We start from the raw sequence: 23,965 nt of genomic DNA on the forward strand, positions 1-23,965 counted from the left end.
ACCAGCATGACATTCGAAACCCTGCCCCTGAAACAGTCCCGCATGCCGCGCTGGCGCAAGCCCGTGATCGCGCTGGTGCTGCTGGGCGTAGTCGGCGGCGGCTGGACGGTCTTGCACCACGCCAAGGACGATGCCGCGCCCGCCAGCGCCGCCCACGACGAGGGCAAGGATGGCAAAAAAGACAAGATCGAGGTCTACGAGCTGGCCGGCAGCGATGTCGCCGCCGTCGAGGCGCGCGCGCTGGCCGTCAGCCTGCCGCTCTCCGGCTCGCTGGTGCCGGTGAGCCAGGCCACGATCAAGGCCAAGGTCTCGGGCCAGGTGCACGAGTCGGCACCGCGCGAAGGCATGGCCGTCAGCGCCGGCCAGGTGTTGACCCGTATCGACCAGGCCGATCCCCAGGCGCGCCTGAAGCAGCAGCAAGCCCAGCTCGACGAAGCCCAGGCCCGCCTGGCGCTGGCGCAGAAGAACGAGGGCAATAGCCAGGCCCTGCTGCGCCAACAGTATATTTCGCAGAATTCCTATGACAGCACGGCCAACGCGGTGGAACTGGCGCGCGCCAATGTCAAGGCTGCCGCTGCCCAGGTGGAACTGGCCCGCATCGCGCTCAACGACAGCACAATCCGCGCCCCGTTCAGCGGCATCATCAGTAAACGTCATGTGCAGGCGGGCGAAAAAGTCGCGCCTGACATGCCCGTCTATACCATCGTCAACCTGGCCGAACTGGTGCTCGAAGCCCAGGTGCCGAGCACCGAAATCCCGCGCGTGAAAGTGGGACAGGACGTGCAGTTCCAGGTCGATGGTTTCCAGCGGCGCCCCTTCCACGGCAAAGTGGCGCGCATCAACCCCACCACCGAAGCCGGTTCGCGCGCCATGCTGGTGTACGTCAGCGTGGCCAATGCCGACGGCGCCCTGCGCGGCGGCATGTTCGCCAAGGGCAGCATCGTCACCGAGAAATCGGCCGTGATGCCGCTGGTGCCGCTGGCGGCCCTGCGCAAGCACGAGGGCAAGGACGTGGTGTTCAAGGTGGAACAGAACAAGGTGGTGGCCCAGCCGGTCGCCATCGGCCTGCGCAGCGAGGATGAAGGCTATGCCGAAGTGACCGGCGGCCTGGAGCAAGGCAGCCAGGTCATCGTCGCCAAGCTGGAGAACGTCAAGCCGGGCGACAAGGTGAAACTGCCCGCCGCGCCCGCCGGCGGCGCCACCCCGAACAAGGCCGCCATGCTGGCTAAGCAGGATTAAGCGCCATGTGGATTACCAAGATCAGTATCCGTAACCCGGTCTTCGCCACCATGGTGATGGTGGCGCTGATGGTGCTCGGCATCTTTTCCTACCGCGACCTGGGCGTGGAGAGCATGCCCAATGTGCAAATTCCGTTCGCCGCCATCGAAGTCAACTATCCGGGCGCCTCGCCGGAGGCGGTGGAAAACGATATCACGCGTCCGGTCGAAGACATCGTCAACACCGTCAGCGGCATCAAGACCATCCGCGCCAACTCCTGGGAAGGCCGTTCCGGCGTCTACATCGAATTCCAGCTGTCCACCAATATGGACAAGGCGATGCAGGACGTGCGCGACAAGGTGGCCCTGGTGCGCCCGCGCTTCCCGAAAGAGGCGAAAGACCCCTTCATCGCGCGCGCCGAAGGCGACAACGCCCAGCCCATCGTCAACCTGAGCATGACCTCGGACACGCGCAGCATCCGCGACCTGTCGACCTTGGCCGACCAGGTGGTGGTCAAGCGCTTCCAGGGCGTGCCCGGCGTCGGCCAGGTCAACACCTTCGGCCTGTCCAAGCGCCAGATCCTGATCAGCCTGAAGCCGAACGAGATGACGGCCCAGGGCATCGGCGTCGATGAGGTGATGCGCGCCATCCAGGCCACCAATACCAATCTGCCGGCCGGGCGCATCAGCCGCGGCGTCAGCGAACAGCTGGTGCGCGTCGAGGGCAAGCTCAAGGACGCGCGCGAATTCAACAAGATCATCGTGGCGCGCCGCGCCAGCGGCCCGGTCTACCTGGAACAGGTGGCCGAGGTGGTGGACGGCGAAATCGAAGAGGAATCGCTGTCGCGCGTGAACGGCAAGCGCTCGATCTCCTTCGACATCACCAAGGTGCAGGACGCCAATGTGGTGGAAGTGGGCAGCGGCGTCAAGAAAGTGGTCGAGGAATTGCGCCAGACCCTGCCCGCGGACGTCAAGCTCAGCATCCTCGATTCCGAATCGGACCGCGTGCAGAGCCAGTTGAACAATGTGAAGCGCACCATCGTCGAAGGCGCGGTGCTGACCATGATCATCGTGTTCTTCTTCCTGCACTCCTGGCGCTCGACCGTGATCACTGGCCTGACCCTGCCGATCGCCGTGCTGGCCACCTTCATCGCGCTCAAAGCCTTCGGCTTCACGCTGAACTTCCTGACGCTGATGGCGCTGTCGCTGTGCATCGGCCTCTTGATCGACGATGCCATCGTGGTGCGCGAAAACATCGTGCGCCACCTGGGCTTCGGCAAGGGCCACCGCAAGGCGGCCGAGGACGGCACCAACGAGATCGGCCTGGCCGTGATGGCCACCACCTTCGCCATCGTCGCCGTGTTCGTGCCGGTCGCCTTCATGAAGGGCATCATCGGCCGCTTCTTCCTGCAGTTCGGCATCACCGTGGCGGTGGCCGTGATGGTCTCGCTGTTCGTCAGCTTCACGCTCGACCCGATGCTGTCCTCGGTATGGCGCGATCCGGCCAAGGACCGCTTCAAGTATGTGCCATGGCTGGGCCGCTTCATGGAATTCACCGAGCGCGGCGTGGACAAGCTGCACCTCTGGTACGGCAAGGTGCTGGAATGGGCGCTGCACTGGCGCAAGACCACGCTGCTGGCGGCGCTGCTGATCTTCGTCGGCTCCCTGATGCTGGTGCCGAAGATCGGCGGCGAGATGATGCCGGAAACCGACCGCGGCTGGATCAGCCTGACCTTCAAGGTGCCGGTCGGCTCCAGCCTGGAATACAACGATGCCAAGATCCGCCAGATCGAAACGGCCTTGAAAGATTTCCCGGAAATCGAAGCCGTGCTGTCGAACGTGGGCAAGCCGGAAGGCCGCCATATGGCGGACATGCACTTGAAGCTGCTCGACAAGAACGTGCACCAGCGCCGCACCCAGAAGCAGCTCGAAGAAGCGATCCGCAAGCGCCTGGCCCCGATCGCCGGCGTGACCACTTCGCTGGGCGACGGCGACAAGCCCATCTTCATCGCCATTCTCGGCACCGACGAGAGCAAGCTGGACAAGGCTGCCCACGAGCTGATGGCCAAGATGCGCAAGATCAAGGGCATCGCCGACCTCGAATACAGCCAGGAAGGCGCCAACCCGTCGACCACGATCAAGATCAACCGCGAGCTGGCCAGCGACCTGGGCCTGAACGTGCAGCAGATCGGCGTCGCCCTGCGTCCCTTCGTCGCGGGCGAGACCGTGAGCTACTGGCTGGCTGGCGACGGCCAGAACTATGAAGTCAATGTGCAGCTGCCGAAGTCGGGCCGCCAGCGCGTGGCCGACCTGGCCGACCTCTCGCTCGCGTCGAGCAAGCTGGACGCCGATGGCCGCCCCATCATGGTGCCGCTGCGCCAGGTGGTGGACTTTGTCCCCTCCTTCAGCCCGCAAGTGCTGAAACGCCAGGCCCTGCAGCGCCGCGTGGCGATTTACGCCAACGTCGAAGGCCGTCCGGCCGGCGACGTCGACAAGGACGTGAAAAAAGCCATGGACACCATGCAGCTGCCGGCCGGCGTGCGCTTCGACGTCGGCGGCAACGCCCAGCAAATGGCCGAAACCATGGGCGGCGCGGTGACGGCGCTGAGCATCGCCGTGATCTTCATCTACCTGGTGCTGGCGTCGCAGTTCGGCAGCTTCCTGCAGCCGATCGCCATCATGGTGTCGCTGCCGCTGTCCCTGATCGGGGTGCTGCTGGCCTTGCTGGTGACGGGCAGCACGCTGAATATCTTCTCGGTGATCGGCATCATCATGCTGATGGGTCTGGTGACCAAGAACGCGATCCTGCTGGTCGACTTCGTCAACCATGGCCAGCAGGGCGGCCAGGGCCAGCGCGCGGCGATTCTGGCGGCCGGCCAGGTGCGCCTGCGCCCGATCCTGATGACCACGCTGGCCATGATCTTCGGCATGCTGCCGATGGCCATCGGCTTTGGCGACGGCGGCGAAACGCAGGCGCCGATGGGCCGCGCCGTGATCGGCGGCGTGATCACCTCCACCCTCTTGACCCTGGTGGTGGTGCCGGTGGCCTACAGCTATCTGGACACGCTGGGCAAGCGCTGCGCGCGCTGGTTCGGCAGCGCCGAGGACGCGCATGAAGAACAGGGCAGCCATGCCCCGCTGGCCGTGGCCGGCAAACGAGACAAGGCGGCGGAAGTCGCCTAACGGTTCGCCCACCCCGTCCCCGCGCCGTGCGGGGACGATTCGGCGGCTTATCACCAAACCCGGGGCGGGGCTGCCGCGCCCCGGGTTTGCACCACACAGCGGGGAGGCGCCGGGCGCCCTCCCCGCTTTTTTTTTACAGTCCAGCCCGTGTCCACCTTGGTGCCAGGCACCAAGGTGGACACGGGCTGGGCTGCGGCGGCTTTAGTCGTCGGCGGTGCTGGTGTCGGTTTCGCTGCTGTCGAAGCCGGCTTCGTCGGCCTCCTGCTCGCCGGCCGGATGGTTCTTCGCCTCTTGCTTGCGGCGCGCTTTTTCTTCGGCCTTGCGTTTCTTCTCTAACTCGCGCTGCCGCTTCTCGTACTGGAAATTCGTCTTTGCCATGGGGCACCTCCTGCCCCCATTATGCCCCAGTGCCCGCCCGCCCCCTAGCGGCCAGATCAAACCGGCATGCCAGCAAGAAAGATGGATTGGTGCTAGAGTGTGGCGCGCATTGATATTTCGACTAGATTAATACCAAAGCCATGGTCAATCCCTATCGCAAGCTTTTCCGCGCTCCCGGCAGCCGCCGCTTCGCCCTTGCCGCCCTGCTGGCGCGCATGCCGATCTCGATGACGGGCATCGGCCTGATCACCATGCTGGCGCAGATGCGCGGCGCCTACGGCCTGGCCGGCGCCGTGGCCGCCACCTTCGCCCTCTGCACCGCCCTGCTCTCGCCCCAGGTCTCGCGCCTGGTGGACCGCCATGGCCAGCGCCGGGTCTTGCCGCGCGCGGCCGGCGCCAGCATCGCCGCCATGCTGGCCCTGCTGCTGTGCGCCCATCTGCAGGCGCCGGACTGGACCCTGTTCGTCTTCGCCGCGCTGGCCGGCTGCATGCCCAGCATGTCGGCCATGTCGCGCGCGCGCTGGACTGAAATCTACCGTGGCCGGCCCGAGCTGCAAACGGCGTATGCGCTGGAATCGGTGCTCGATGAAGTCTGCTTTATCGCCGGGCCGCCGATCTCGGTCGGCCTGAGCGTGGCCCTCTTCCCCGAAGCCGGGCCGCTGGCGGCCGTGCTGCTGCTGGGCGCGGGCGTGGCCGCCTTCGTGCTGCAGCGCGCCACCGAGCCGCCGGTGCATGCGCGCGTCAAGGGCTACCAGGCGCCGCTGCTGGCCAAAAACGGCATGCGCGTGCTGATGCTGCTGATGGTGGCCATGGGCACCATCGCCGGTACGGTGGACGTGGTCAGCGTGGCGTTCGCGCGCCAGGAAGGCGAGCCGGCCGCGGCCAGCATCGTGCTCTCCATGTATGCCATCGGTTCCTGCGTGGCGGGCCTGACTTTCGGCGCCCTGCATCTGCAGCAGCCGCTGCCGCAACTGCTGCGTCTGGCCGGCCTGGCGACGGCGGCCACCACCCTGCCCCTGCTGTTCGTCAACAATATCCTCAGCCTGTCGGCGGCGGTGCTGCTGGCCGGCTTGTTCTTCGCGCCGACGCTGATCGTGGCCATGGGCCTGGTGGAACGCATGGTGCCCAATGCCCGCCTGACCGAGGGCTTGACCTGGCTGGTGACGGGCCTGGGCATCGGCCTGGCGCTGGGCGCGGCGGCGGCCGGCCAACTGGTCGATCTGTATGGCGCGCGCGCCGGTTTCGGCATGGCGCTGGCCGCCGGCTGCGTGGTGCTGTTTACCGTGCTGTATGGCCAATGCCATCTGGACGAGGCGGCCGCACCGCAAGCGCCGCGCGTGCCCGGCTAAGGGCCACGCCTAGCCGCGCGGGTGGTGCACGGCGTGCAGCTGCTTGAGCCGCTCGCGCGCCACATGGGTGTAGATCTGGGTGGTGGAAATATCGGAATGGCCCAGCAGCAGCTGCACCACGCGCAAGTCGGCGCCATGGTTGAGCAGGTGGGTGGCGAAGGCGTGGCGCAGGGTGTGCGGCGACAGCGGGGCCGTGATATCGGCTTTCAGCGCATGCTTTTTCACCACCACCCAAAACATCTGGCGCGTCATCGGGCCGCCGCGTCCCGTGACGAACAGGGCGTCGTCCTGCTGGCCGTTGAGGATGGCGCCGCGCGCCTCCTTCAGATAACGCTCGATCCACAAGCGCGCCTGTTCGCCGAACGGCACCAGGCGCGTCTTGGCGCCCTTGCCGGTGATGCGCAGCACACCGTCGTTCATGCTCAGCTCCAGCGTCTTCAATTCCACCAGTTCCGACACGCGCAAGCCGCTGGCATACATCAATTCCAGCATGGTGCGGTCGCGCAGGCCGAGCGGCGAGCGCAGGTCGGGCGCGGCCAGCAAGGCTTCGACCTGGGCTTCGCTCAGGGTATGGACGAAACGCTGCGGCTGCTTGGCCGAGGCCAGCTTCAAGCAGGGGTCTTCGGCAATGCGCCGTTCGCGCAAGGCCAGCTGGTAAAAGCGCTTGAGCACCGACAGGCGGCGGTTGGCGGAACTGGCCTTGGTCTGTTCATGCCGCGCCGAAAAGTAGGCTTCGATATCGTGGCTGGCCACGGCCAGCAGGCTGCCGACGGCGGGCCGCGCCACTTCCAGCCAGCGCAGGAACAGGCGCATATCGCGCCGGTACGCATCCAGGGAATTTTTCGACAGCCCGTCTTCCAGCCACAGGCTGTCGCAGAACTCGTCGATCAGAGCAAGGTTGTCTGCTGCCATGCGTATTCGCTATGTCCTTCATGCGCCAGCAGCCAGCGTTTCACGCCCAGCGTAAAGCCCTGCTGGTTATCGTCGCCGGCAAAGCCGCCCAGGCCATTAGCGCCGGTCACGCGGTGGCAGGGAATCACCAACGGGAAGTAGTTGGCGCCGCAAGCCTGGCCCACGGCGCGCGCGGCCGAACCGAGGTGGCGCGCCAGCTCGCCATAGGTGCGCACCTGGCCGCGCGGGATGCCGCGGATGGTGTCCCAGACGCGGCGCTGGAATTCGCTGCCCAACTGGGCCAGCGGCAAATCGAATGGGGAGTCGGGGTCGGCGCAGTAGGCCAGCACTTGCCGCGCCGCGCGTTCGGCCAGCGCGTCCTGCGGCGCTTTCTCGGCATAGCTGGCCGGCAGATAGAACAGCTCGGTCACCAGAGCGCCCGCGGTGCGGATGCCCAGCGCGCCAAAAGGTACGTGGATAATGGCGGAAAAAAGTTCGCTGCCTTGTTGCGTTTTCATCACAGTTGCTCCCCTGCTTCTTGTGGCATTCATGCTACACGAGTGCCGCGCAACGGCCAAGGGCATAAAAAACTCAGCTTGCGCTGCAAGCCCCCAAAAAAAACCGCAGCTTGCGGTGCAAGGCTAAAAAAAAACGCACCTTACGGTGCGTTTTAACATATTGCGCGGCCCCGGCCGTTTGGCGCGCTGTAGCTGGCTTGTGGCCGCCCTTAGCTGCTTTCCAACGACATTCTGTAAGCCACGTGTCTCCTCATGTATCCGCGGTATTGATTACCGGTTCTTCTACACTCCCCACTAAACCCGATGTCCTTGCTACCTTGGTGCATTTCCATATGCAATCTGCACCATTTGGGAGCGACGCCATCATAACCGATGGCGCGCCGATTTTCCCTGTTTATTTTAGGAAAGGATTTATTTGATTCAGGAGTAAATCAAGTTAGGCAACCAGATCGAGATTTGTGGTACGTAGGTCACGAGCATCAGGAAACCGAGCATGGTCAGCAGCCACGGCATGACGGCCACGGTCAATTCCGAGATGCCCATCTTGGTGATCCCCGAGGCCACATACAGGTTCAGCCCCACCGGCGGATGGCACATGCCGACCTCCATATTCACCACGATCAGGATGCCGAAGTGGACCGGATCGATACCGAGCTTCATCGCCACCGGGAACAGGATCGGCGCCATGATCAGCACGATGGACGAAGGCTCCATCACATTACCCGCCAACAGCAGCAGGATGTTTACCACCAGCAGGAAGCTGACCACGCCCAGGCCTTTGCCGGTGATCCATTCCGCCATGGCCTGCGGGATGTTCTCGCTGGTCATGAGGAAGGAGAACAGCACGGCATTGGTGATGATGTAGAGCAGCATGGCCGACATCGAGGCCGAATCGAGCAGCACCTTGGCGACCTGCTTGATCTTCAAGTCCTTGTAGACGAAGACGGCGATGAAGAAGGCGTACACGGCGGCCATGGCGGCCGCCTCGGTCGGGGTGAACACGCCGGAGTAAATGCCGCCCATCACGATCACGATCAGCAGCAAGCCCCAGGCGCTCTGGCGGAAGGTGGTGAAGCGTTCGCCCCAGGTGGCTTTCTTCAGGCGCGGGTAGTTGTGCTTCTTGGCCAAGAACCAGGTGGTCAAGCCGAGCAGGAAGGCCAGCATCAGGCCCGGCACCACGCCGGCCATGAACAGCTTGCCGACCGAGGTATTGGTGGTGACGGAATACATCACCATCACGATCGAAGGCGGGATCAGGATGCCCAGCGCGCCCGAGGTCGTGATCACGCCGGCGCCGAAGCGGTTCGGATAGCCCTGCTTGACCATGGCCGGCAGGATGATGGAGCCGATCGCCACCACGGTCGCCGGGCTGGAACCCGACACCGCCGCGAACAGCGCGCAGGCCATCACGCCGGCCAGCGCCAGACCGCCGTGCCAGTGGCCCACCATCGAGCTGGCGAAGTTGATCATGCGCCGCGCCACGCCGCCGTGGGTCAGGAAATTACCGGCCAGGATGAAGAAGGGGATCGCCATGATCTCGAACTTCTCGATACCGGTGAACAGCTTCAGGGCCACCGATTCGATCGGCACGTCGGTCATGGTGAAGAGGAAGGTCAGCACCGTCAGGCCGAGCGAAATCGAGATCGGCATCCCGGTCAGCATCAGTGCCAGCAGCAGGACAAAAATAATCAGCGCGTTCATGCCTTGGCTCCTTTTTCCAGCTCTTCGTCCAGTCCCTCGACGTGGGAATGGTCATGTTTCGGCAATTCGCCGGTGCGCACAAACTGCACCATCACTTGCAGGAAGCGGAAGCACATCAGGTAAGAGCCGCAAGGCACGGCCAGGTACACCAGCCACATCGGCACTTCCATATCGGCCGAGGTCTGGTCGGTGTGCGCCATCTCCCACACGAAGCTGGCGCCCAGGGTGCCGACGATGCCGGTAAACAGCGCGCCGGCCAGCAGGCCGAAGATCACGAACTTGCCGCGCATCGCGGGGCTGAGGCGGTTGATCACCACGTCGACGCCGACGTGGATGCCGGTGCGCACGCCATAGGCCGCGCCGAACTTGGCCATCCACACGAACATATAGATGCACAGTTCCTGCGCCCAGCTGGTGTTGAGGGTGATGAGGTAGTCCTGCAGCCCGGGGATGGGCAAGCCGGCCAGGTAGCGGTGCACCACCGCCACGAAAATGATGAAGGTGGCTGCGCCCATCAGGAACGCAATGATCCACTCTTCCAGGTGGTCCAGGAATTTCATGGTGTCTCTTCCGGTATTGGAGAAAAAAAGGACGGCGCAGCGGCCGTCCTCATCAGGTTGCGCTTACTTCGCGCTTTCCTTGTTGATGGCGCCGATCAGGTCTTTGCCGATGCGGTCTTCCATCTGCTTGTGCACCGGCAGCAGGACTTTGCGCCACTCCGCCGTTTCCTGGGCGCTCAGCGTGTAGATCTGGGTCTTGCCGGCTTTCTTGATGGCTTCCAGCGCCATATCGTTGTCGCGCTGGGCGATGGCTTTTTCGTAGACGGTCGCTTCGCGCATCGCGCCTTCGAGCTGGCCGCGCACGTCGGCCGGCAGGCCGTCCCAGAACTTCTTGTTGACGATGACGGCATAGCCCAGGTAGCCGTGGTTGGACACGGTCACATGCTTCTGCACCTCATGCATCTTCTGGGTGTACATATTCGATGGCGGGTTCTCGGTGCCGTCCACCACGCCGGTCTGCAAGGCCTGATAAACCTCGGAGAAGGCCAGCACCTGCGGGTTGGCGCCCAGGGCGCGCATCTGCGCGTCCAGCACCTTGGAGGACTGGATGCGCAGCTTCTGGCCCTTGAAGTCGGCCGGCATCTTCAGCGGCTTGTTGGCCGACATGACCTTGAAGCCGTTGTCCCAGTAAGCCAGGCCGGTGATGCCCTTGCCTTCGAGCTTTTTCAGCAGGCCTTTGCCGATCGGGCCTTCAGTCACGTTGTACAGCGCGGTCTTGGTCGGGAAGATATAAGGCAGGTCAAAGACTTCGAATTCTTTCACGCCCAGCGGGCCGAATTTGGCCAGCGAGGGGGCCAGCATCTGCACCGCGCCCAGTTGCAGGGCTTCCAGCTCTTCCTTGTCCTTATACAGCTGGCTGTTCGGATACACTTCCACTTTCACGCGGCCATTGGTGGCCTTCTCGGCCAGCTGCTTGAAGCGCTCGGCGGCCTGGCCTTTCGGCGTGTCGGTCGCCACCACGTGGCTGAACTTGATGACGATGGGCGCCTGGGCGAAGGCGTTGGAGGTGATGCAGGCGGCCGCGCTCAACACGACCAGGATGGACTTGAGTTTCATACTGTCTCCACGAATGAAAAAGGGCTGAATTATTATTCTTGCATGTTGATTTTGTCCAATGGAAATTTGCATTTCAACTGTGGTTAACCACAATAGCCCTGGTTTTTAGAATCGTTACGCTCCGAAAATGCCCAATTCCGTCCCTACATCGTCCAGCCGCCTGCATTTTGCCCATCCGGTACGCTGGCTGCTGCCCGTGGTGCTGGTGTTGTTCTTTCTCGCCATTTTGATCTGGCTACCCTGGCAGGCGCGCCAGATGGAGCGTAGCGAGCGCCAGGAACAGCTGATCGCCGATACGCTGTGGGTGGAGCAAACCATCCGTTTCCAGCTGGGGCGCCATGAAGAGAGCTTGCGCGGCCTGGGCGGCGAGATTGCCGCCGGCCAGCTGCACGGCGCGCGCCTGCGCCAGCGCCTGGAAAGCCTGCTGAAGAACGGCCGTGAGCTGCGCCGCGTGATGTGGGTCGATGCCCAGGGCAAGGTGCTCGCCTCCAGCGAGGAAGCGCCGGCGCTCCTGGCCGGCCTGTCGCCGGCCTCGCTGGCCGCGGCCGAACGCGCCCGCCTGTCGCGCAATCCCGTCTACGCCCAGCCCGAAACCCAGGCCGAGAATCCGGCCGGCCCGCCGGGCGCCATCATGATGGATTTCCACGTGCCCCTGTTCAGCGGCGAGCGCTGGCTGGGCAGCCTGGTCGCCACCTTCCAGCTCAGCGCCGTGCTGGAAGAGATGGTGCCCTGGTGGTTCGCCCAGGACAATCAAATCACCCTGCTCGACCGCGACGACAAGGTGCTGGCCCAGCGCGCCGCCGCAGGCCCTGGCCACGGCGTCTACACGCATAAGCGCGCGCTCGACCTGCCCGGCACCGTCATCACCCTCGTCACCGACAGCATCAAGAGCGAGCCGCGCCTGCTGCCCAATCTGCTGGTCGGTTCGGTCATCGCGCTCTCGCTGGCCTTGTTATGGAGCTTGCTCGCGCTGTGGGGCCATATCTCGCGCCGCCTGGCGGCCGAAGGCGCGCTGCGCCAGCAGATGAGCTTTCGCACGGCGATGGAAAATTCCCTGGTCACCGGCCTGCGCGCGCGCGACCTGGAAGGCCGCATCACCTATGTCAATCCAGCCTTCTGCCAGATGGTCGGCTATCCGGCTGAGGAACTGGTGGGCAAGCTGCCGCCCATGCCTTACTGGGCGCCGGAAGCCATGGCCGAATACCAGGGCCGCCTGGCCAGCGTGCTGGCGGGCGCCGTCACGCCGCAGGTCGAAACCATCTTCCAGCGCGCCGACGGCGAACGCGTGCCGGTGCTGATCTTCGAAGCGCCGCTGGTGGACAAGGACGGCCGGCAAACCGGCTGGATGGGTTCCATCCTCGACATCTCGGACCGCAAGCGCATCGAAGAACTGAACCGCGAGCACCAGGAAAAGCTGCAGGCCAGCGCGCGCCTGGCCACCATGGGCGAAATCGCCTCGATGCTGGCGCATGAGCTGAACCAGCCGCTGGCGGCCATTTCCAGCTACACCACGGGTGCCCTGAATCTGCTCAAGCGCAATGCCGAGGAACACAAGCCGGTCGACGCCACGCTGCTGCGGCCGGCGCTGGAACAGGCCAGCGCCCAGGCCCAGCGCGCCGGCCAGATCATCCGCAGCGTGCACGAATTCGTCAAAAAACGCGAGCCGGAACGCCAGGACGTGAGCCTGGCCTCGATGGTCGACAGCATCCGCGCCCTGATCGAAATGCAGGCGCGCCAGCACTACGTTTCCTTCGTGCTGGATATTCCGGCCACGCTGCCGCTGGTACGCGCCGACCGCGTGATGATCGAGCAGGTGCTGCTGAACCTGACGCGCAACGCCATCGAATCCATGGCCGACGTGCCGCCTGCGCGGCGCGTGCTGAGCATCGTGGCCGAATACACCGCCGGCGGCGAGTCGGAACCGGAACAGGTGCTGGTCAAGGTCATCGACCGTGGCCACGGCATTCCGCGCGAAGTGGCCGAACGCCTGTTCTCGGCTTTCTTCAGCACCAAGGCCGAAGGCATGGGCATGGGCCTGAACATCTGCCGCACCGCCATCGAATTCCACGGCGGCACGCTGGAGCACGGCGACAATCCGCAAGGCGGTACCATATTCACATTTACACTGCCGGCATCGACCGCAGGACACTGAACGAGGGGACACAATGCTGCATATAGTTGACGACGAAGAGGTGGTGCGCGACTCCCTGTCCTGGCTGGCCAGTTCGCGCGGCATCGCCGCCACCGCCTACGCCAGCGTGGCCGATTTCCTGGCCTACGCCGCCGCCGGCCAGTTCGACGCCGAAGGCGACTGCGTGCTGCTCGACGTGCGCATGCCCGAGATGAACGGCATCGCCGTCTTCGACCAATTGGCCGCGCGCGGCCTGACCCAGCGCCTGCCGGTGATCTTCCTCACCGGCCACGGCGACGTGCCGATGGCGGTGGACGCGCTCAAGCGCGGCGCCTTCGATTTCTGCGAAAAGCCCTTCAACGACAACCAGTTGATGGACCGCGTGCAGGAAGGCCTGGCCGCGGCCCGCCACGCCAGCGCCGCCGACGCCGTGCGCGCCCGCCTGGCCACCCTGTCCTCGCGCGAACGCGAAGTGCTGGACCTGATCCTGGCCGGCAAAATGAACAAGGTGGTGGCCGACGAGCTGGGCATCAGCATGCGCACCGTCGAAGTCCACCGCGCCCACATCTTCGACAAGATGCAGGTCAAGACCGCGGTGGAGCTGGCGGGCTTGCTGAAGTAGGCCGGTCTATTCGGCAAACAGTTCCTGCAAGCGCGCCAGGCTGGCGCTCAGCGTAGGCGCGTCAGCATGGCCCAACCTGCGAATGAGGCGGGTTTTATCGATCGCCCGAACCTGATCCAGCAGAATCAGCCCATGCTTCAACTCAAAGGAAACGGGGATACGGTAGGGAGCTGGCTTACTGCCGGTAGTCATGGGCGCGACGATGACCGTGCGAATGTAATCATGCATTTCAGGAGGGGAAATGATGATGCAGGGTCGCGTTTTCTGAATCTCGCTGCCCACGGCGGGATCGAGCGCGGCCAGCCAGATATCGCCGCGCTTTACCACTCGATTTCCTTGTCTGCCTCATTCGCGAACTCCGGCCAGACCAGTTGATCCTCACCGGTCTGCGCCAGCGCCTGGCTCGCTTGCGCCCAACCGGCGCGCACGGTCTGCTGCGGCTTACGAAGCACTATCGACTCATCCTCGACAATCAGCTCGACTTCGCCGCCATCCATCCCGCTTTGCACCAGGATAGGTCTAGGAATCAATACGCCGTCCGCATCGACTGTCTTGCGTATTACCGTTTTCATATTGGCCTCCCCTGATGGGAATGGTAGTACACAATGTCCGTTCTGTCCTCATCAGCGCACAAAGGCGTCGATGGCGTCGAGCAATTGGGCGCGGCCGAATTGCGGGCGTTCCAGGTGGATGAAATGCGAGGCGTCTGGGATGCGCAGCACTTGCACCTTGCCGGCGTGGACCAGATCGGCGGCCAGGTTTTGCACGTCTTCGGGACGGGACCAGAAATCGCGCTCGCCGGCCACGATCAGGGTGGGGGCGGTAATCAGCGAGGCATCCCATTGCTGACGGCCGGTGGCCAGATAAAAACTGTCTTCGAAAGCGCCGCAGGGCGAGCGGAAGCTCGCAGGCGCGCGCGCGCCGCTGCCTGGATCGCTGGCCAGCGCGGCCTGGGCATAGGCCTGCGCCACTTGCGGATCGCGCCGCACGCTCTTGTCGGCTTCGGGGATGGCATCGTCCCAGGGGCGGGCCAGCGACGCCGCTTCGTTCAGGCGATAGGCACCGCAAGCGCCCGGATTGAAGCGGCCCGGCTGCGCGGGATGCTCCATGCGCGAACCTTTGCCGATCAGCGCATGCGGCGTGCTGCCGCGATACAGGCTATTCAGCACGATCAGGGCGCTCAGCCTGTCCGGATGCAGACTGGCATAGTGGCCGGCCCACTGGCCGCCGGTCGCCCAGCCGAACAGCGCGACGCGCTGCCCCTTGCGGCGCTGGCGGATGAACTCCACGGCGGCGCCGATATCCTGCACCGCCTCATTGCTGCGCACCAGCGGCGCGTGCGCCGACGGCGCCTGCTCCAACTGCACCGGACGGGCCGAGTCGCCGTAGCCGCGCACATCCAGCAGATACACGTCGAAGCCGCGTTGCGCCAGGTCGGCGGCGAAGGAGCCGCCGGCCACGGGCAGGTCGAAAGAGCCGACGCCCGCCACCCGCGCTCCATGCAGCAGCAGAATCGCCCTGCCCTCGCCCGCGGCGCCGCGCACCTGGCGCAGATGCAAACGCATGCCCGCGATGTTTTCCGTGTACAGCTCCTGGCGCTGCAGCGTCTCCTGCGCGCGGCTCGGCGCGGGACCAGACAACATCAGAGGCAAAATCAGGGCAAGCGTCAGTCGCGGCATCGATGCATCTCCGTGTGGATGGTGGAGCGCAGTGTGGCATTAGGCGCAACTTCAGGCAAGCACCGGACATGGCGGATCAAGGGCGGCCGGCCGTCTCCGCGCCTTGATCCGGCGCCGCTTACTTGATCGGCAGGGCGATCGGGCGCATCGGTGCGGCGTCGGCGCCGCGCAGCTTCAGCGACGCGCCGATGAAGGCGAACTGGTAGACCTTGTCGCGCGCCAGACCTTCCAGATTCACCAGCTCCATGATCGGCACGCCGTGCTCGGCCAGCAGATAGGTGTGCAGCGGGATGTAGTTATCCTTGACTTCGGAGGGGAAGGTTTCGAAGCTCAGATTGTCGGCGCCCACCACCATCGCGCCCTTGTCTTCCACCAGGAAGCGCGCCGCGTCCAGGCCCATGCCGGGCGGATTGGCCATGTATTCCTGCGCCTTTTCATATTGCTGCATGCGGCCGGTGCGGATCAGCACCACATCGCCTTTTTCCAGCGCCACCTTCTGCTTGGCCAACGCCTCGACCAGATCCTGGCGCGTGATGCGGTAAGCGTCCGGCAGCATGCTCACGCCCTTGGCGGCGGCCACGTCGATCATCACGCCGCGGGCGATGATGGGGGGCAGCTTCTCGGCGCCGGTCACGTCCCAGCCGCGGTCGCCCAGATGCTCGGACGCCTTGAAGCCGTTATAGATCTTGCCGTTCAGGCCGAAGTGGTTGAGCGCGTCGATGTGGGTGCCCATATGCGAATACATCGAGATGGCGGCGCCGGTGTAGCTGACGTGCTCATTCATCTTCTTGCCGGTGCCCATGGGGTCGGACACGCCGTTGCCATGCGGCGTATGCGTCATCCACATCAGATAGGGCGGATCGCCGGCCGCCTGCCAGCTCGGCATGCCGACAAAGTAATCCACCGACAGGTCATAGGCCGCGCCGCCCGTCACGCGCGCCATGATGGCGGCGCGCGAGGCCGGCGTGACCAGGTTCAGGCGGCCGATCTCGTCCTTCGGCCCCCAGGGGCTGATGCCCACTTCGGCGGCCTGGGCCGCCCCCCTGGCCCAGCACGCCGGCACCCAGCAGCGCCAGCACAGCCGCCACGCGGCGCATACGAATCGATTTGCTCATCTTGTTTCCTTTCTGGTTGAGATAGACGAGAGCTTATTCAATTCTCCGGATAAAATAATCAGCAATTCAGCACATACATATTTCACTCACAGGACACAATGTGGACTTATTGAACGCCATGCAATCCTTCCGCCGCGTAGTCGAGCTCAGCAGCTTCAACCAGGCGGCGGCCGAGCTGGGCCTGTCGCCGGCCGGCATCGGCAAGCAGGTGCGCTGGCTCGAACAGCGCCTGAACGCCGTGCTGCTGTCGCGCACCACGCGCACCATGCGCCTGACCGATACCGGCCACGCCTACTACCAGGAATGCTGCCGCCTGCTCGACGAGCTCGAAAGCCTGGAACGCGCCACCGCCGCCGACAGCGTCGAGCTGAGCGGGCGGCTGCGCCTGAACGCGCCGCTCTCCTTCAGCGTGGCCGTGCTGGGGCCGCTGCTGGCGCGCTTCATGGCCGCTTATCCGCAGCTGAAGGTCGAGCTGACCTTGACCGATCGCCTGCTCGACGTGGTGTCGGAAGGCTTCGATCTGTCGCTGCGCGTGCGCACCGCGCTGCCCGATTCCTCGCTGGTGGCGCGGCCGCTGGGCAAGGTCGAACAGCTGATCTGCGCCGCGCCCGCCTATCTGGCCGCGCGCGGCACGCCGGCCACGCCGGCCGAGCTGGCCCTGCACGACTGCCTGGCCTATCGCCTGGCCGAGATGCCGGGCCGCTGGGCGCTGCGCGGTCCCGAGGGCGAAAGCCTGATCGCGCTGCCGGTGCGCTTCTCGGCCGACAACAGCCTGATGCTGGCCCAGATGCTGGCGGCCGGCGCCGGCATCGGCACCCTGCCCTCCTTTGTCGCCCGCCCGCTGCTGGACGAGGGCCGCCTGCACACCGTGCTGCCCGGCTACAGCCTGGCGGCGCGCACCGCCTATGCCGTCTATCCGAGCAACCGCCATCTGCCGCGCAAGGTACGCGTACTGCTCGATTTCCTGGCCGAGGAATTGCCTACTTTATTATAAAAAAGCATTTTCATAAGCGCTTATATATTGTTAGGATAGCTCCATGAAACCAGGACTCGGAACCCAGTTGCGCCACCTGATCGAACTGCTCGACGGGGCCGTGCAAGCCGTCTATGAAGAAGCGGGCATTGATTACCGCCCGCGCTACACGCCGGTGATGCGCGCCCTGCAAGCGCAGGGCAGTTGCAGCATCGGCCAGATCGCCGAAGCGGCCGGCATCACCCAGCCGGCCGCCACCCAGACGGTGGCGCTGATGCAGAAGGCGGGCTTGGTCGCGGCCGCGCCCGGCGCGACGGACGCGCGGCAAAAGCGCATCCAATTCAGCGCCGCCGGGCTGGCCCTGTTGCCCCAGCTGGAGCAATGCTGGCGCGCCACGGCCGAAGCCGCCGACAGCCTGGACCAGGAACTGCCCTACCCCTTATCCACCGCGCTGGCCGACGCCATCGCGGCGCTCGAACGCCAGAGTTTCGGCGCGCGCATACGCCAGGCCCGCAGCAAGCAATAACAACACACAAGGAGGCTTTATGAACACCGCGCAGCAAACCGTGATGCCCATCCCCACCTTCCGCCACCGCATGCTGGCCAAGCCCCTGGTGCGCGGCATCGTCGCCGCCCTCGCCGTCGTCGTGCCGCTGGCCGCCGCGCTGATGCTGTCGGAAGCCATCGCCCCCAAACATCTGCGCGTGATCTGGCCGAACATCCTGGCCATGCTGGCCTGCCTGGCCGGCTACGGCTTCTACGTGCACCGCGTGGAAAAGCGGCCGCTACTGGAATTGTCGGGGCCGGACGCGCTCGGCGAAACCCTGGCCGGCGCCGGCCTCGGCCTGCTGCTCAGCCTGGGCGCGCTGCTGCCGCTGTGGCTACTCAACGTCTACCAGGTACAGGGCGTGAACGCCTGGACGGTGCTGTTGAAACCGGCGGCCGGCATGGCCCTGGTCGCCGTGTTCGAAGAGCTGCTGTGCCGCGCCGTGCTGTTCCGTCTGGTCGAAAAATCCTGGGGCAGCGCCACCGCGCTGGTGGTCTCCCTGCTGTTTTTCATCGTCGCCCACCTGCCCAATGAGCACATCAGCGCCATCGGCGTGCTCAACACCGGCATGGCCGGCATCGGCCTGAGCGCCGCGTATATGGCGACGCGCCGCCTGTGGCTGCCGATCGGCCTGCACTTTGTGTGGAACTACCTGTTCGACGCCGTGTTCTCGATCCCCGTTTCCGGCCAGCCCGCCAAAGGCTTGCTGCAAGGCACCATGCACGGCCCCGAGTGGCTCAGCGGCGGCGCCTACGGCATCGAAGCCTCGCTCCTGACGCTGCTGGTCTGGAGCCTCGCCAGCCTCATCCTGCTGCGCCTGGCCCAGCAGCGCGGCCACACCTTCCCCCGCCCCCGCTAAGCTCCCCCCGTTTGCGCCAAATCAAACAATGTCCACCCTGGTGTCAGGCACCCGAGGTGGACATTCTTTGATCTTGCGCAAGGAATGTCCGACCTTGGTGCCTGACACCAGGGTGGGACATTTGCTGATCTAGATCAAAGGGGGGGCAGGGTCAGCCGTGGCGGGCGAGGGCCCAGCGGATGTGCTCGCGGACCAGTTCGGAGGGGTGCTCGAGGCGGCTGCGCAGGGCGGCCACGATGGCGGGATCGCCTTTGGCGCCGAGATCGGCGGCGTTGCCCAGGCCGACGGCCAGATTGCGCAGCCAGCGCTCGTGGCCGATGCGGCGGATGGGACTGCCTTCCATGCGGCGGTTGAATTCGTCCTCGGTCCAGGCCAGCAGCTCGATCATGCCGGCGCTGCCGAGGGCGTGCCGCTCGTCGAAGTCGGGCAAGGTGGCGCGCTGGGCGAATTTGTTCCAGGGGCAGGCGGTCTGGCAATCGTCGCAGCCGTAGATGCGGTTGCCGATCAGAGGCCGCAATTCTTCGGGGATGGCGCTTTTCAGCTCGATGGTCAGGTAGGAGATGCAGCGCCGCGCATCCATCCGCCCCGGCGCGACGATGGCCTGGGTCGGGCAGGCGCTGATGCAGGCGGTGCACTGGCCGCAGTGGGCGCCGGTCGGTTCGTCCACCGGCAGCGGCAAGTCGACCAGGAGCTCGCCCATGAAGAACATGGAACCGGCGCTGCGGTTGATCAGCAGGGTGTGCTTGCCGCGCCAGCCCAGGCCGGATTTTTCGGCCAGCGGCAGCTCCATCACCGGCGCCGAGTCGGTGAACACGCGGAAGCCGAAGGGGCCGATGCCGGCCTGGATGCGGTCGGCCAATTGCTGCAGCCGGGCGCGCAAGACCTTGTGGTAGTCGCGGCCGCGCGCATACACCGAGATCACGGCGGCCGAGGGATCGGCCAGGCGGCGCGCTTCGCGTTCGCGCCAGTCTTCCGTCTCGCCGTCCTTGTCCGGCGGCAGATAGTTCATGCGCGCCGTGATCACGCGCACCGTGCCCGGCACCAGCTCGGCCGGACGCGCTCTTTTCATGCCATGGCTGGCCATATAGTCCATTTCGCCGTGCATGCCGGCGTCGAGCCAGGCTTGCAGGCCGGCCTCCGCGGCGCTCAGGTCGATGTCGGTGATGCGCACTTCGGCGAAGCCCAGTTCCACGCCCCATGCCTTGATGGCGGCGGCAAGTTCGGCTAAATTGGCTTGAGAGAGGGACATCGGGATGCTCCGGCGATTACAATGCCGGCTGAACCGGATCAAACCAATATTTTACTCAATGCCGCACTTTAAATCCCATTTGCACGACGAAGCCGGCACCGCCGCCCTGGGCGTGGCGCTGGCGCGCGCCCTGGCGCCCGGCCTGTCCATCTATCTGCACGGCGACCTGGGCGCCGGCAAAACTGCCCTCACGCGCGCCCTGCTGCACGCGGCCGGCCATGTGGGACCGGTGAAAAGCCCGACCTATACCTTGTCCGAACCCTACCGCGTGCAGCTCGGCGGCCAGCCGCAGACCGTGATCCACTACGATCTGTACCGCATGGGCAGCCCGGAGGAATTCCTCGACGCGGGCTTCCGCGAGGACTTCGACGGCGCGAATATCTGCATCGTCGAGTGGCCGGAGAAAGGCGAACCGGTACTGCCGCCGCCCGATCTCCACATTTTTCTCACTGTGGCAGGCCAGGGGCGTGATGTAGAATTGCAAGCGTCGTCAGCTCTGGGCCAGTCATGCCTTCAACGCCTTTCCTTCGCACCGAATCTTTGAACGCCAAGCCTGTTGCCCGGCGCACTGTCCTGAAAGCCGGCGGCACTTTGCTGCTGTCGGTGCTCGCGCCCCAGTTGGCCCACGCCGCCCAGATCCTGGCCGTGCGCGTGTGGCCGGCCGATGACTATACCCGCGTCACGCTGGAAAACGACAGCGACCTGAAAACCAGCCACTTCCTGGTCAAGGATCCGGAACGCCTGGTGGTCGATATCGAAGGCCTGGAACTGAACCCGACGCTGAAAAGCCTGGTCGCCAAGATCCAGTCCAACGACCCGTACATCAAGCAGGTGCGCGTGGGCCAGAACCGGCCGAACGTGGTGCGCCTGGTGTTCGACCTGAAGGAAGAGGTCAAGCCGCAGGTGTTCACCCTGGCGCCGGTCGGCAATTACAAGCACCGCCTGATCTTCGATCTGTATCCGGTGAAAGCGGTCGATCCGATCGCGGCCATGATCGAAAAAGGCGAATGGTCGAGCGACAGCAAGAGCGCGACGGCGACGACCCAGCCGGCCGCCACGCCGGCGCCGGCCACGACCCCAAGCAGCGGCGCGCAGGCCAATACTGCCGCCGGCCCCGTCCAGCCGCCCGTCGGCAGCGGCACCGCAACGCATCCGGCGCCGCCCGGCACGGCGGACGCGGGAGCCAACGGCAAGCCCGATATCGCCGCCGCCAAGCCCGAGCCGAAGCACGAAGCCAAGCCCGATAACAAGGCCGAACAACGCGCCGAGACCCGTCCCGGCAAGGTGACGCGCATGATCACCATCGCGCTCGACCCGGGCCACGGCGGCGAAGACCCCGGCGCCATCGGCGCGCGCGGCAGCCGCGAGAAGGATATCGTGCTGGCCATCGCCAAGCGCCTGAAGGCGCGCATCGAGGAGCATCCGAATATGCGCGTGATGCTGACGCGCGACGGCGACTACTTCGTGCCGCTGCCCACCCGCGTGGAAAAGGCGCGCAAGGTCGATGCCGACCTGTTCGTGTCCATCCACGCCGACGCCTTCGTCCAGCCTTCGGCGCGCGGCTCCTCGGTCTTCGTGCTGTCGGAAAAAGGCGCCAGCTCGACGGCAGCGCGCTGGCTGGCGAACAAGGAAAACCAGGCCGACCTGATTGGCGGCGCCAACGTGAAAACGCCGGACAAGCAATTGGCCAGCGTGCTGTTCGACCTCTCCACCACGGCCCAGATCAACGACAGCATGAAGGTCGGCAAGGCGGTGCTGGGCGAAATCGGCGGCATCAACAAGCTGCACAAAGGCTCGGTGGAACAGGCCGGATTCGCCGTGCTGAAAGCGCCCGACATCCCGTCCATCCTGATCGAAACGGCCTTCATCTCCAACCCGGAAGAGGAGGCGCGCCTGCTCGACAACGCCTATCAGGAGCAGATCGCCAACGCCATCGTCAAAGGCATCAAGAGCTACTTCGCCAAAAACCCGCCGCTCGCCAAGAGCCGGCAGACGTGAGGAACCGCAGCATGAGCAATATGGAACAGGCGGGCCAATTGTCCGCCGTGCGCATCAAGGCGCAGGATGGCTCGCAAGCCCTGATCGCGCTGTATGGCGGCCACCTGCTGTCGTGGAAGAACGGCGCGGGCAAGGAACGCCTCTTCCTCAGCGAGAGGTCAGCCCTCGACGGCAGCGCCGCCATCCGCGGCGGCGTGCCCGTGATCTTTCCCCAGTTCGGCCAGCGCGGCAACGGCCAGCGCCACGGCTTTGCGCGCACCGCCACCTGGCGCCTGGCCAGCCATGCCGACGGCCAGCCCGGCATTCCGGCCCACGCCGAATTCCATCTGAACCAGGACGACCTGGCGCCCGCCGTCAAAGCCGACTGGCCTTACGCTTTCGAGCTGCGCCTGCGCTTTACCCTGCGCGCCGACGCGCTGAGCATGGCCTTCAATGTGCGCAATACCGGCCAGGACGACTTTTCCTTCGCCGCCGCCCTGCACACCTATTACGCGCTGGCCGATTTCGCCAGCACCACGCTGGACGGCCTGGCGGCTCCCATCGATTTCAGCGAATTCCTCGACGAGATCCATCCCGCCACGCCGACCTTAAGCCTGCGCCAGCCGGCCGGCCAGGAATCGCTGCAATTGCAGCAGCAGGGCTTTAACGAGTGGGTGGTCTGGAATCCGGGCGCGGCCAATGCGGCGGCCCTGCTGGATATGGCGGATGAGGAATGGCGCCGCTTCGTCTGCATCGAACCGGCGCGCGTGGACAAGCAGATCCTGCGCGCCGGCGCCGAGTGGAGCGGGCTTCACACCGTCAGTTCGATTCCTTGATCATGCGCCCCGATCCCGCCTGGATCGGGCGCGCATTGAGCGGATACAGGCGGCTGAACAGGGCCATCTGCGCAGGCGAAGCCTGCACCGGCTCCTTCATCACCAGCCACAGCACGCCTTCGGTACAGGGCGGCGTGGTCAGCGATCCCATATACGTAAAGTAATCGCGGCGCTGCGGCAGCAGGTCGTTGGGGTCGAGCACCACCGAGGGCATGGCGATATCGCGTTTTTCCAGCGGCAGGTGGTTCCACACGGTCTGGATGGCCGGTTGCGGCTTGCCGCGTTCCAGCAGCAAGGCCAGCACGGCCAGACGGCCATCGGCGTCCTTGTGCACCAGGTGGATCACCATCTCGAAACCCTTGCCGTTGATGCGTTCCTCGGACGGGCGGTGGAAATGGAATTGCTGCAGCTCGTACATGCGGTTCTGCACCGACAGGAAATTGCCGCCGCCGACCGTCACCTGCACCGTGTGGCCGTTGTCCTGCACCGAGAAAGCCGAGGGGCGGTAGTCGAAATTGATCTGCTCCAGATCGACTTTCATGCCATCGCGGATATCGATGGGCGACTGGCGGTTGCCGCTGCCGCACTTGGCCCAGTCCGAATTGATCTTGCTCCAGTTGGCCGGGCCGAACTCGCCCTCGTAGGCCCAGTGCGTGCCGTTGGCGCGCGGCGGCGGCATGGCGGCCAGCTTGGCGGCGCGGGCGGCGGCATCCTTCTTGGCCTTGGCGGCGGCGGCGGCGCGCGCGGCCTGGTTGGCGCGCATCGCGGCCAGGCGTTCGGCGATCTTGGCCGACAGCTCGGCCTCGGCCTGCTCTTCCTGTTCGCGCGCCGACAGCTTGGCGGGCTTGCCGGCCGTGCCCTTGGCGCCGGCGGCGGGTTTGCCTTCCTTGCCTTCCTTGGCCGAGGCCGAAGAGGAACCCGGCACCGAAGGATTGGGCGGATGGATGGACTTGATATTGGCTGGTTTGGGCGGCGGCTGGCCCGCGTCGAAGGCACCCGCCGAGGCAATCAGGAAACAGCTGGCGGAGAGGACGATGAGCTTACGCATGGGAGTCAGGGATAATCGTTGATTACCCCTGTTAACGGTTGCCCCCGGGGAAAACTTGAGGGCAAACCAAAGGAAG

At 65.1% G+C, this 23,965-nt stretch carries 23 protein-coding genes; 11 read left to right on the forward strand and 12 right to left on the reverse strand.

The genetic code is table 11. The features are described 5' to 3' along the window. Positions 1 to 6: 6 nt before the first annotated feature. Both FHS03_RS17450 and FHS03_RS17455 read left to right on the forward strand, forming a co-directional pair. Positions 7 to 1,239, forward strand: a complete 1,233-nt coding sequence (locus tag FHS03_RS17450) for an efflux RND transporter periplasmic adaptor subunit (protein WP_183442228.1) — start codon at positions 7 to 9, stop codon at positions 1,237 to 1,239. Positions 1,240 to 1,244: 5 nt separating this feature from the next. Beyond that, positions 1,245 to 4,400, forward strand: a complete 3,156-nt coding sequence (locus tag FHS03_RS17455) for an efflux RND transporter permease subunit (protein WP_183442229.1) — start codon at positions 1,245 to 1,247, stop codon at positions 4,398 to 4,400. 201 nt (positions 4,401 to 4,601) lie between these two features. Here the strand turns inward: FHS03_RS17455 and FHS03_RS17460 are convergent, their stop codons facing one another. Next, a complete protein-coding gene (locus tag FHS03_RS17460) occupies positions 4,602 to 4,778 on the reverse strand; it encodes a hypothetical protein (RefSeq protein WP_183442230.1) in 177 nt (58 codons plus the stop codon). Positions 4,779 to 4,918: 140 nt separating this feature from the next. Between FHS03_RS17460 and FHS03_RS17465 the strand changes: the two genes are divergently transcribed. Further along, positions 4,919 to 6,127: an MFS transporter gene (locus FHS03_RS17465; protein WP_183442231.1), complete on the forward strand. Its 1,209-nt coding sequence runs from the start codon at positions 4,919 to 4,921 to the stop codon at positions 6,125 to 6,127. Positions 6,128 to 6,136: 9 nt separating this feature from the next. On the opposite strand, the gene xerD is transcribed toward FHS03_RS17465, so the two are convergent. The 5 genes from xerD to FHS03_RS17490 form a co-directional block, all read right to left on the reverse strand. Then, positions 6,137 to 7,039: a site-specific tyrosine recombinase XerD gene (gene xerD, locus FHS03_RS17470; RefSeq protein ID WP_183442232.1), complete on the reverse strand. Its 903-nt coding sequence runs from the start codon at positions 7,037 to 7,039 to the stop codon at positions 6,137 to 6,139. Then, positions 7,015 to 7,536: a methylated-DNA--[protein]-cysteine S-methyltransferase gene (locus FHS03_RS17475; RefSeq protein ID WP_183442233.1), complete on the reverse strand. Its 522-nt coding sequence runs from the start codon at positions 7,534 to 7,536 to the stop codon at positions 7,015 to 7,017. The genes xerD and FHS03_RS17475 overlap by 25 nt, the downstream gene beginning before the upstream one ends. 420 nt (positions 7,537 to 7,956) lie before the next feature. After that, positions 7,957 to 9,237, reverse strand: coding sequence for a TRAP transporter large permease (locus FHS03_RS17480; RefSeq protein ID WP_183442234.1), 1,281 nt, complete (start codon positions 9,235 to 9,237; stop codon positions 7,957 to 7,959). Then, positions 9,234 to 9,797, reverse strand: a complete 564-nt coding sequence (locus FHS03_RS17485) for a TRAP transporter small permease (RefSeq protein ID WP_183442235.1) — start codon at positions 9,795 to 9,797, stop codon at positions 9,234 to 9,236. The genes FHS03_RS17480 and FHS03_RS17485 overlap by 4 nt, the downstream gene beginning before the upstream one ends. Before the next feature lie 63 nt (positions 9,798 to 9,860). Continuing rightward, a complete protein-coding gene (locus tag FHS03_RS17490) occupies positions 9,861 to 10,853 on the reverse strand; it encodes a TRAP transporter substrate-binding protein (protein ID WP_183442236.1) in 993 nt (330 codons plus the stop codon). Between the two features lie 127 nt (positions 10,854 to 10,980). On the opposite strand from FHS03_RS17490, the gene FHS03_RS17495 reads away from it, so the two are divergent. Next, positions 10,981 to 13,005 carry a sensor histidine kinase gene (locus tag FHS03_RS17495; protein ID WP_183442237.1) on the forward strand — a complete coding sequence of 675 codons (2,025 nt, stop codon included), beginning with the start codon at positions 10,981 to 10,983 and terminating at the stop codon, positions 13,003 to 13,005. A gap of 13 nt (positions 13,006 to 13,018) precedes the next feature. Beyond that, entirely contained in the window at positions 13,019 to 13,606 is a 588-nt protein-coding gene (locus FHS03_RS17500; RefSeq protein WP_183442238.1) for a response regulator transcription factor, read from the forward strand. A gap of 6 nt (positions 13,607 to 13,612) precedes the next feature. Here the strand turns inward: FHS03_RS17500 and FHS03_RS17505 are convergent, their stop codons facing one another. The 4 genes from FHS03_RS17505 to FHS03_RS17520 form a co-directional block, all read right to left on the reverse strand. After that, positions 13,613 to 13,933 (reverse strand): type II toxin-antitoxin system PemK/MazF family toxin, encoded by a 321-nt coding sequence (locus FHS03_RS17505; protein WP_183442239.1) that lies wholly within the window; start codon positions 13,931 to 13,933, stop codon positions 13,613 to 13,615. Beyond that, positions 13,927 to 14,178: an AbrB/MazE/SpoVT family DNA-binding domain-containing protein gene (locus FHS03_RS17510; RefSeq protein ID WP_183442240.1), complete on the reverse strand. Its 252-nt coding sequence runs from the start codon at positions 14,176 to 14,178 to the stop codon at positions 13,927 to 13,929. The genes FHS03_RS17505 and FHS03_RS17510 overlap by 7 nt, the downstream gene beginning before the upstream one ends. 51 nt (positions 14,179 to 14,229) lie before the next feature. Beyond that, positions 14,230 to 15,285 carry an alpha/beta hydrolase gene (locus tag FHS03_RS17515; RefSeq protein ID WP_183442241.1) on the reverse strand — a complete coding sequence of 352 codons (1,056 nt, stop codon included), beginning with the start codon at positions 15,283 to 15,285 and terminating at the stop codon, positions 14,230 to 14,232. A gap of 118 nt (positions 15,286 to 15,403) precedes the next feature. Then, positions 15,404 to 16,348 carry a cyclase family protein gene (locus tag FHS03_RS17520; protein ID WP_371871726.1) on the reverse strand — a complete coding sequence of 315 codons (945 nt, stop codon included), beginning with the start codon at positions 16,346 to 16,348 and terminating at the stop codon, positions 15,404 to 15,406. A gap of 152 nt (positions 16,349 to 16,500) precedes the next feature. Between FHS03_RS17520 and FHS03_RS17525 the strand changes: the two genes are divergently transcribed. The 3 genes from FHS03_RS17525 to FHS03_RS17535 are packed head-to-tail and all read left to right on the forward strand — an operon-like array spanning position 16,501 to position 18,779. After that, positions 16,501 to 17,394: a LysR family transcriptional regulator gene (locus tag FHS03_RS17525; protein WP_183442242.1), complete on the forward strand. Its 894-nt coding sequence runs from the start codon at positions 16,501 to 16,503 to the stop codon at positions 17,392 to 17,394. Between the two features lie 43 nt (positions 17,395 to 17,437). Then, positions 17,438 to 17,899 carry a MarR family winged helix-turn-helix transcriptional regulator gene (locus FHS03_RS17530; RefSeq protein ID WP_183442243.1) on the forward strand — a complete coding sequence of 154 codons (462 nt, stop codon included), beginning with the start codon at positions 17,438 to 17,440 and terminating at the stop codon, positions 17,897 to 17,899. A gap of 19 nt (positions 17,900 to 17,918) precedes the next feature. Then, positions 17,919 to 18,779 (forward strand): CPBP family intramembrane glutamic endopeptidase, encoded by an 861-nt coding sequence (locus FHS03_RS17535; protein ID WP_183442244.1) that lies wholly within the window; start codon positions 17,919 to 17,921, stop codon positions 18,777 to 18,779. Positions 18,780 to 18,930: 151 nt separating this feature from the next. Here FHS03_RS17535 and queG read toward each other — a convergent pair whose 3' ends face one another. Then, positions 18,931 to 20,028 carry a tRNA epoxyqueuosine(34) reductase QueG gene (queG, locus tag FHS03_RS17540; RefSeq protein ID WP_183442245.1) on the reverse strand — a complete coding sequence of 366 codons (1,098 nt, stop codon included), beginning with the start codon at positions 20,026 to 20,028 and terminating at the stop codon, positions 18,931 to 18,933. 58 nt (positions 20,029 to 20,086) lie between these two features. Between queG and tsaE the strand changes: the two genes are divergently transcribed. From tsaE to FHS03_RS17555, 3 genes are read left to right on the forward strand one after another with little or no spacing between them, the layout of a single operon-like run. Further along, positions 20,087 to 20,572: a tRNA (adenosine(37)-N6)-threonylcarbamoyltransferase complex ATPase subunit type 1 TsaE gene (gene tsaE, locus FHS03_RS17545; RefSeq protein ID WP_183442246.1), complete on the forward strand. Its 486-nt coding sequence runs from the start codon at positions 20,087 to 20,089 to the stop codon at positions 20,570 to 20,572. After that, a complete protein-coding gene (locus FHS03_RS17550) occupies positions 20,536 to 22,026 on the forward strand; it encodes an N-acetylmuramoyl-L-alanine amidase (RefSeq protein ID WP_183442247.1) in 1,491 nt (496 codons plus the stop codon). Before tsaE ends, FHS03_RS17550 begins: the two co-directional genes overlap by 37 nt. Positions 22,027 to 22,037: 11 nt before the next feature. After that, positions 22,038 to 22,841 (forward strand): D-hexose-6-phosphate mutarotase, encoded by an 804-nt coding sequence (locus FHS03_RS17555; protein ID WP_183442248.1) that lies wholly within the window; start codon positions 22,038 to 22,040, stop codon positions 22,839 to 22,841. Here the strand turns inward: FHS03_RS17555 and FHS03_RS17560 are convergent. Then, positions 22,825 to 23,889, reverse strand: coding sequence for a carbonic anhydrase (locus tag FHS03_RS17560; RefSeq protein ID WP_183442249.1), 1,065 nt, complete (start codon positions 23,887 to 23,889; stop codon positions 22,825 to 22,827). The genes FHS03_RS17555 and FHS03_RS17560 overlap by 17 nt on opposite strands. Positions 23,890 to 23,965 lie beyond the last annotated feature (76 nt).

The sequence above is a fragment of the Pseudoduganella violacea genome, assembly GCF_014191875.1.
In the GTDB taxonomy this organism is placed as follows: domain Bacteria; phylum Pseudomonadota; class Gammaproteobacteria; order Burkholderiales; family Burkholderiaceae_D; genus Rugamonas; species Rugamonas violacea_A.

Coding starts and splice junctions, on each gene's coding strand:
- FHS03_RS17495 (WP_183442237.1), top strand. CDS start 10,981: ATGCCCAATTCCGTCCCTACATCGTCCAGCCGCCTGCATTTTGCCCAT.
- tsaE (WP_183442246.1), top strand. CDS start 20,087: ATGCCGCACTTTAAATCCCATTTGCACGACGAAGCCGGCACCGCCGCC.
- FHS03_RS17450 (WP_183442228.1), top strand. CDS start 7: ATGACATTCGAAACCCTGCCCCTGAAACAGTCCCGCATGCCGCGCTGG.
- FHS03_RS17500 (WP_183442238.1), top strand. CDS start 13,019: ATGCTGCATATAGTTGACGACGAAGAGGTGGTGCGCGACTCCCTGTCC.
- FHS03_RS17515 (WP_183442241.1), bottom strand. CDS start 15,285: ATGCCGCGACTGACGCTTGCCCTGATTTTGCCTCTGATGTTGTCTGGT.
- FHS03_RS17490 (WP_183442236.1), bottom strand. CDS start 10,853: ATGAAACTCAAGTCCATCCTGGTCGTGTTGAGCGCGGCCGCCTGCATC.
- FHS03_RS17560 (WP_183442249.1), bottom strand. CDS start 23,889: ATGCGTAAGCTCATCGTCCTCTCCGCCAGCTGTTTCCTGATTGCCTCG.
- FHS03_RS17480 (WP_183442234.1), bottom strand. CDS start 9,237: ATGAACGCGCTGATTATTTTTGTCCTGCTGCTGGCACTGATGCTGACC.
- FHS03_RS17510 (WP_183442240.1), bottom strand. CDS start 14,178: ATGAAAACGGTAATACGCAAGACAGTCGATGCGGACGGCGTATTGATT.
- FHS03_RS17455 (WP_183442229.1), top strand. CDS start 1,245: ATGTGGATTACCAAGATCAGTATCCGTAACCCGGTCTTCGCCACCATG.
- FHS03_RS17530 (WP_183442243.1), top strand. CDS start 17,438: ATGAAACCAGGACTCGGAACCCAGTTGCGCCACCTGATCGAACTGCTC.
- FHS03_RS17475 (WP_183442233.1), bottom strand. CDS start 7,536: ATGAAAACGCAACAAGGCAGCGAACTTTTTTCCGCCATTATCCACGTA.
- FHS03_RS17535 (WP_183442244.1), top strand. CDS start 17,919: ATGAACACCGCGCAGCAAACCGTGATGCCCATCCCCACCTTCCGCCAC.
- xerD (WP_183442232.1), bottom strand. CDS start 7,039: ATGGCAGCAGACAACCTTGCTCTGATCGACGAGTTCTGCGACAGCCTG.
- FHS03_RS17460 (WP_183442230.1), bottom strand. CDS start 4,778: ATGGCAAAGACGAATTTCCAGTACGAGAAGCGGCAGCGCGAGTTAGAG.
- FHS03_RS17555 (WP_183442248.1), top strand. CDS start 22,038: ATGAGCAATATGGAACAGGCGGGCCAATTGTCCGCCGTGCGCATCAAG.
- FHS03_RS17465 (WP_183442231.1), top strand. CDS start 4,919: ATGGTCAATCCCTATCGCAAGCTTTTCCGCGCTCCCGGCAGCCGCCGC.
- queG (WP_183442245.1), bottom strand. CDS start 20,028: ATGTCCCTCTCTCAAGCCAATTTAGCCGAACTTGCCGCCGCCATCAAG.
- FHS03_RS17485 (WP_183442235.1), bottom strand. CDS start 9,797: ATGAAATTCCTGGACCACCTGGAAGAGTGGATCATTGCGTTCCTGATG.
- FHS03_RS17550 (WP_183442247.1), top strand. CDS start 20,536: ATGCCTTCAACGCCTTTCCTTCGCACCGAATCTTTGAACGCCAAGCCT.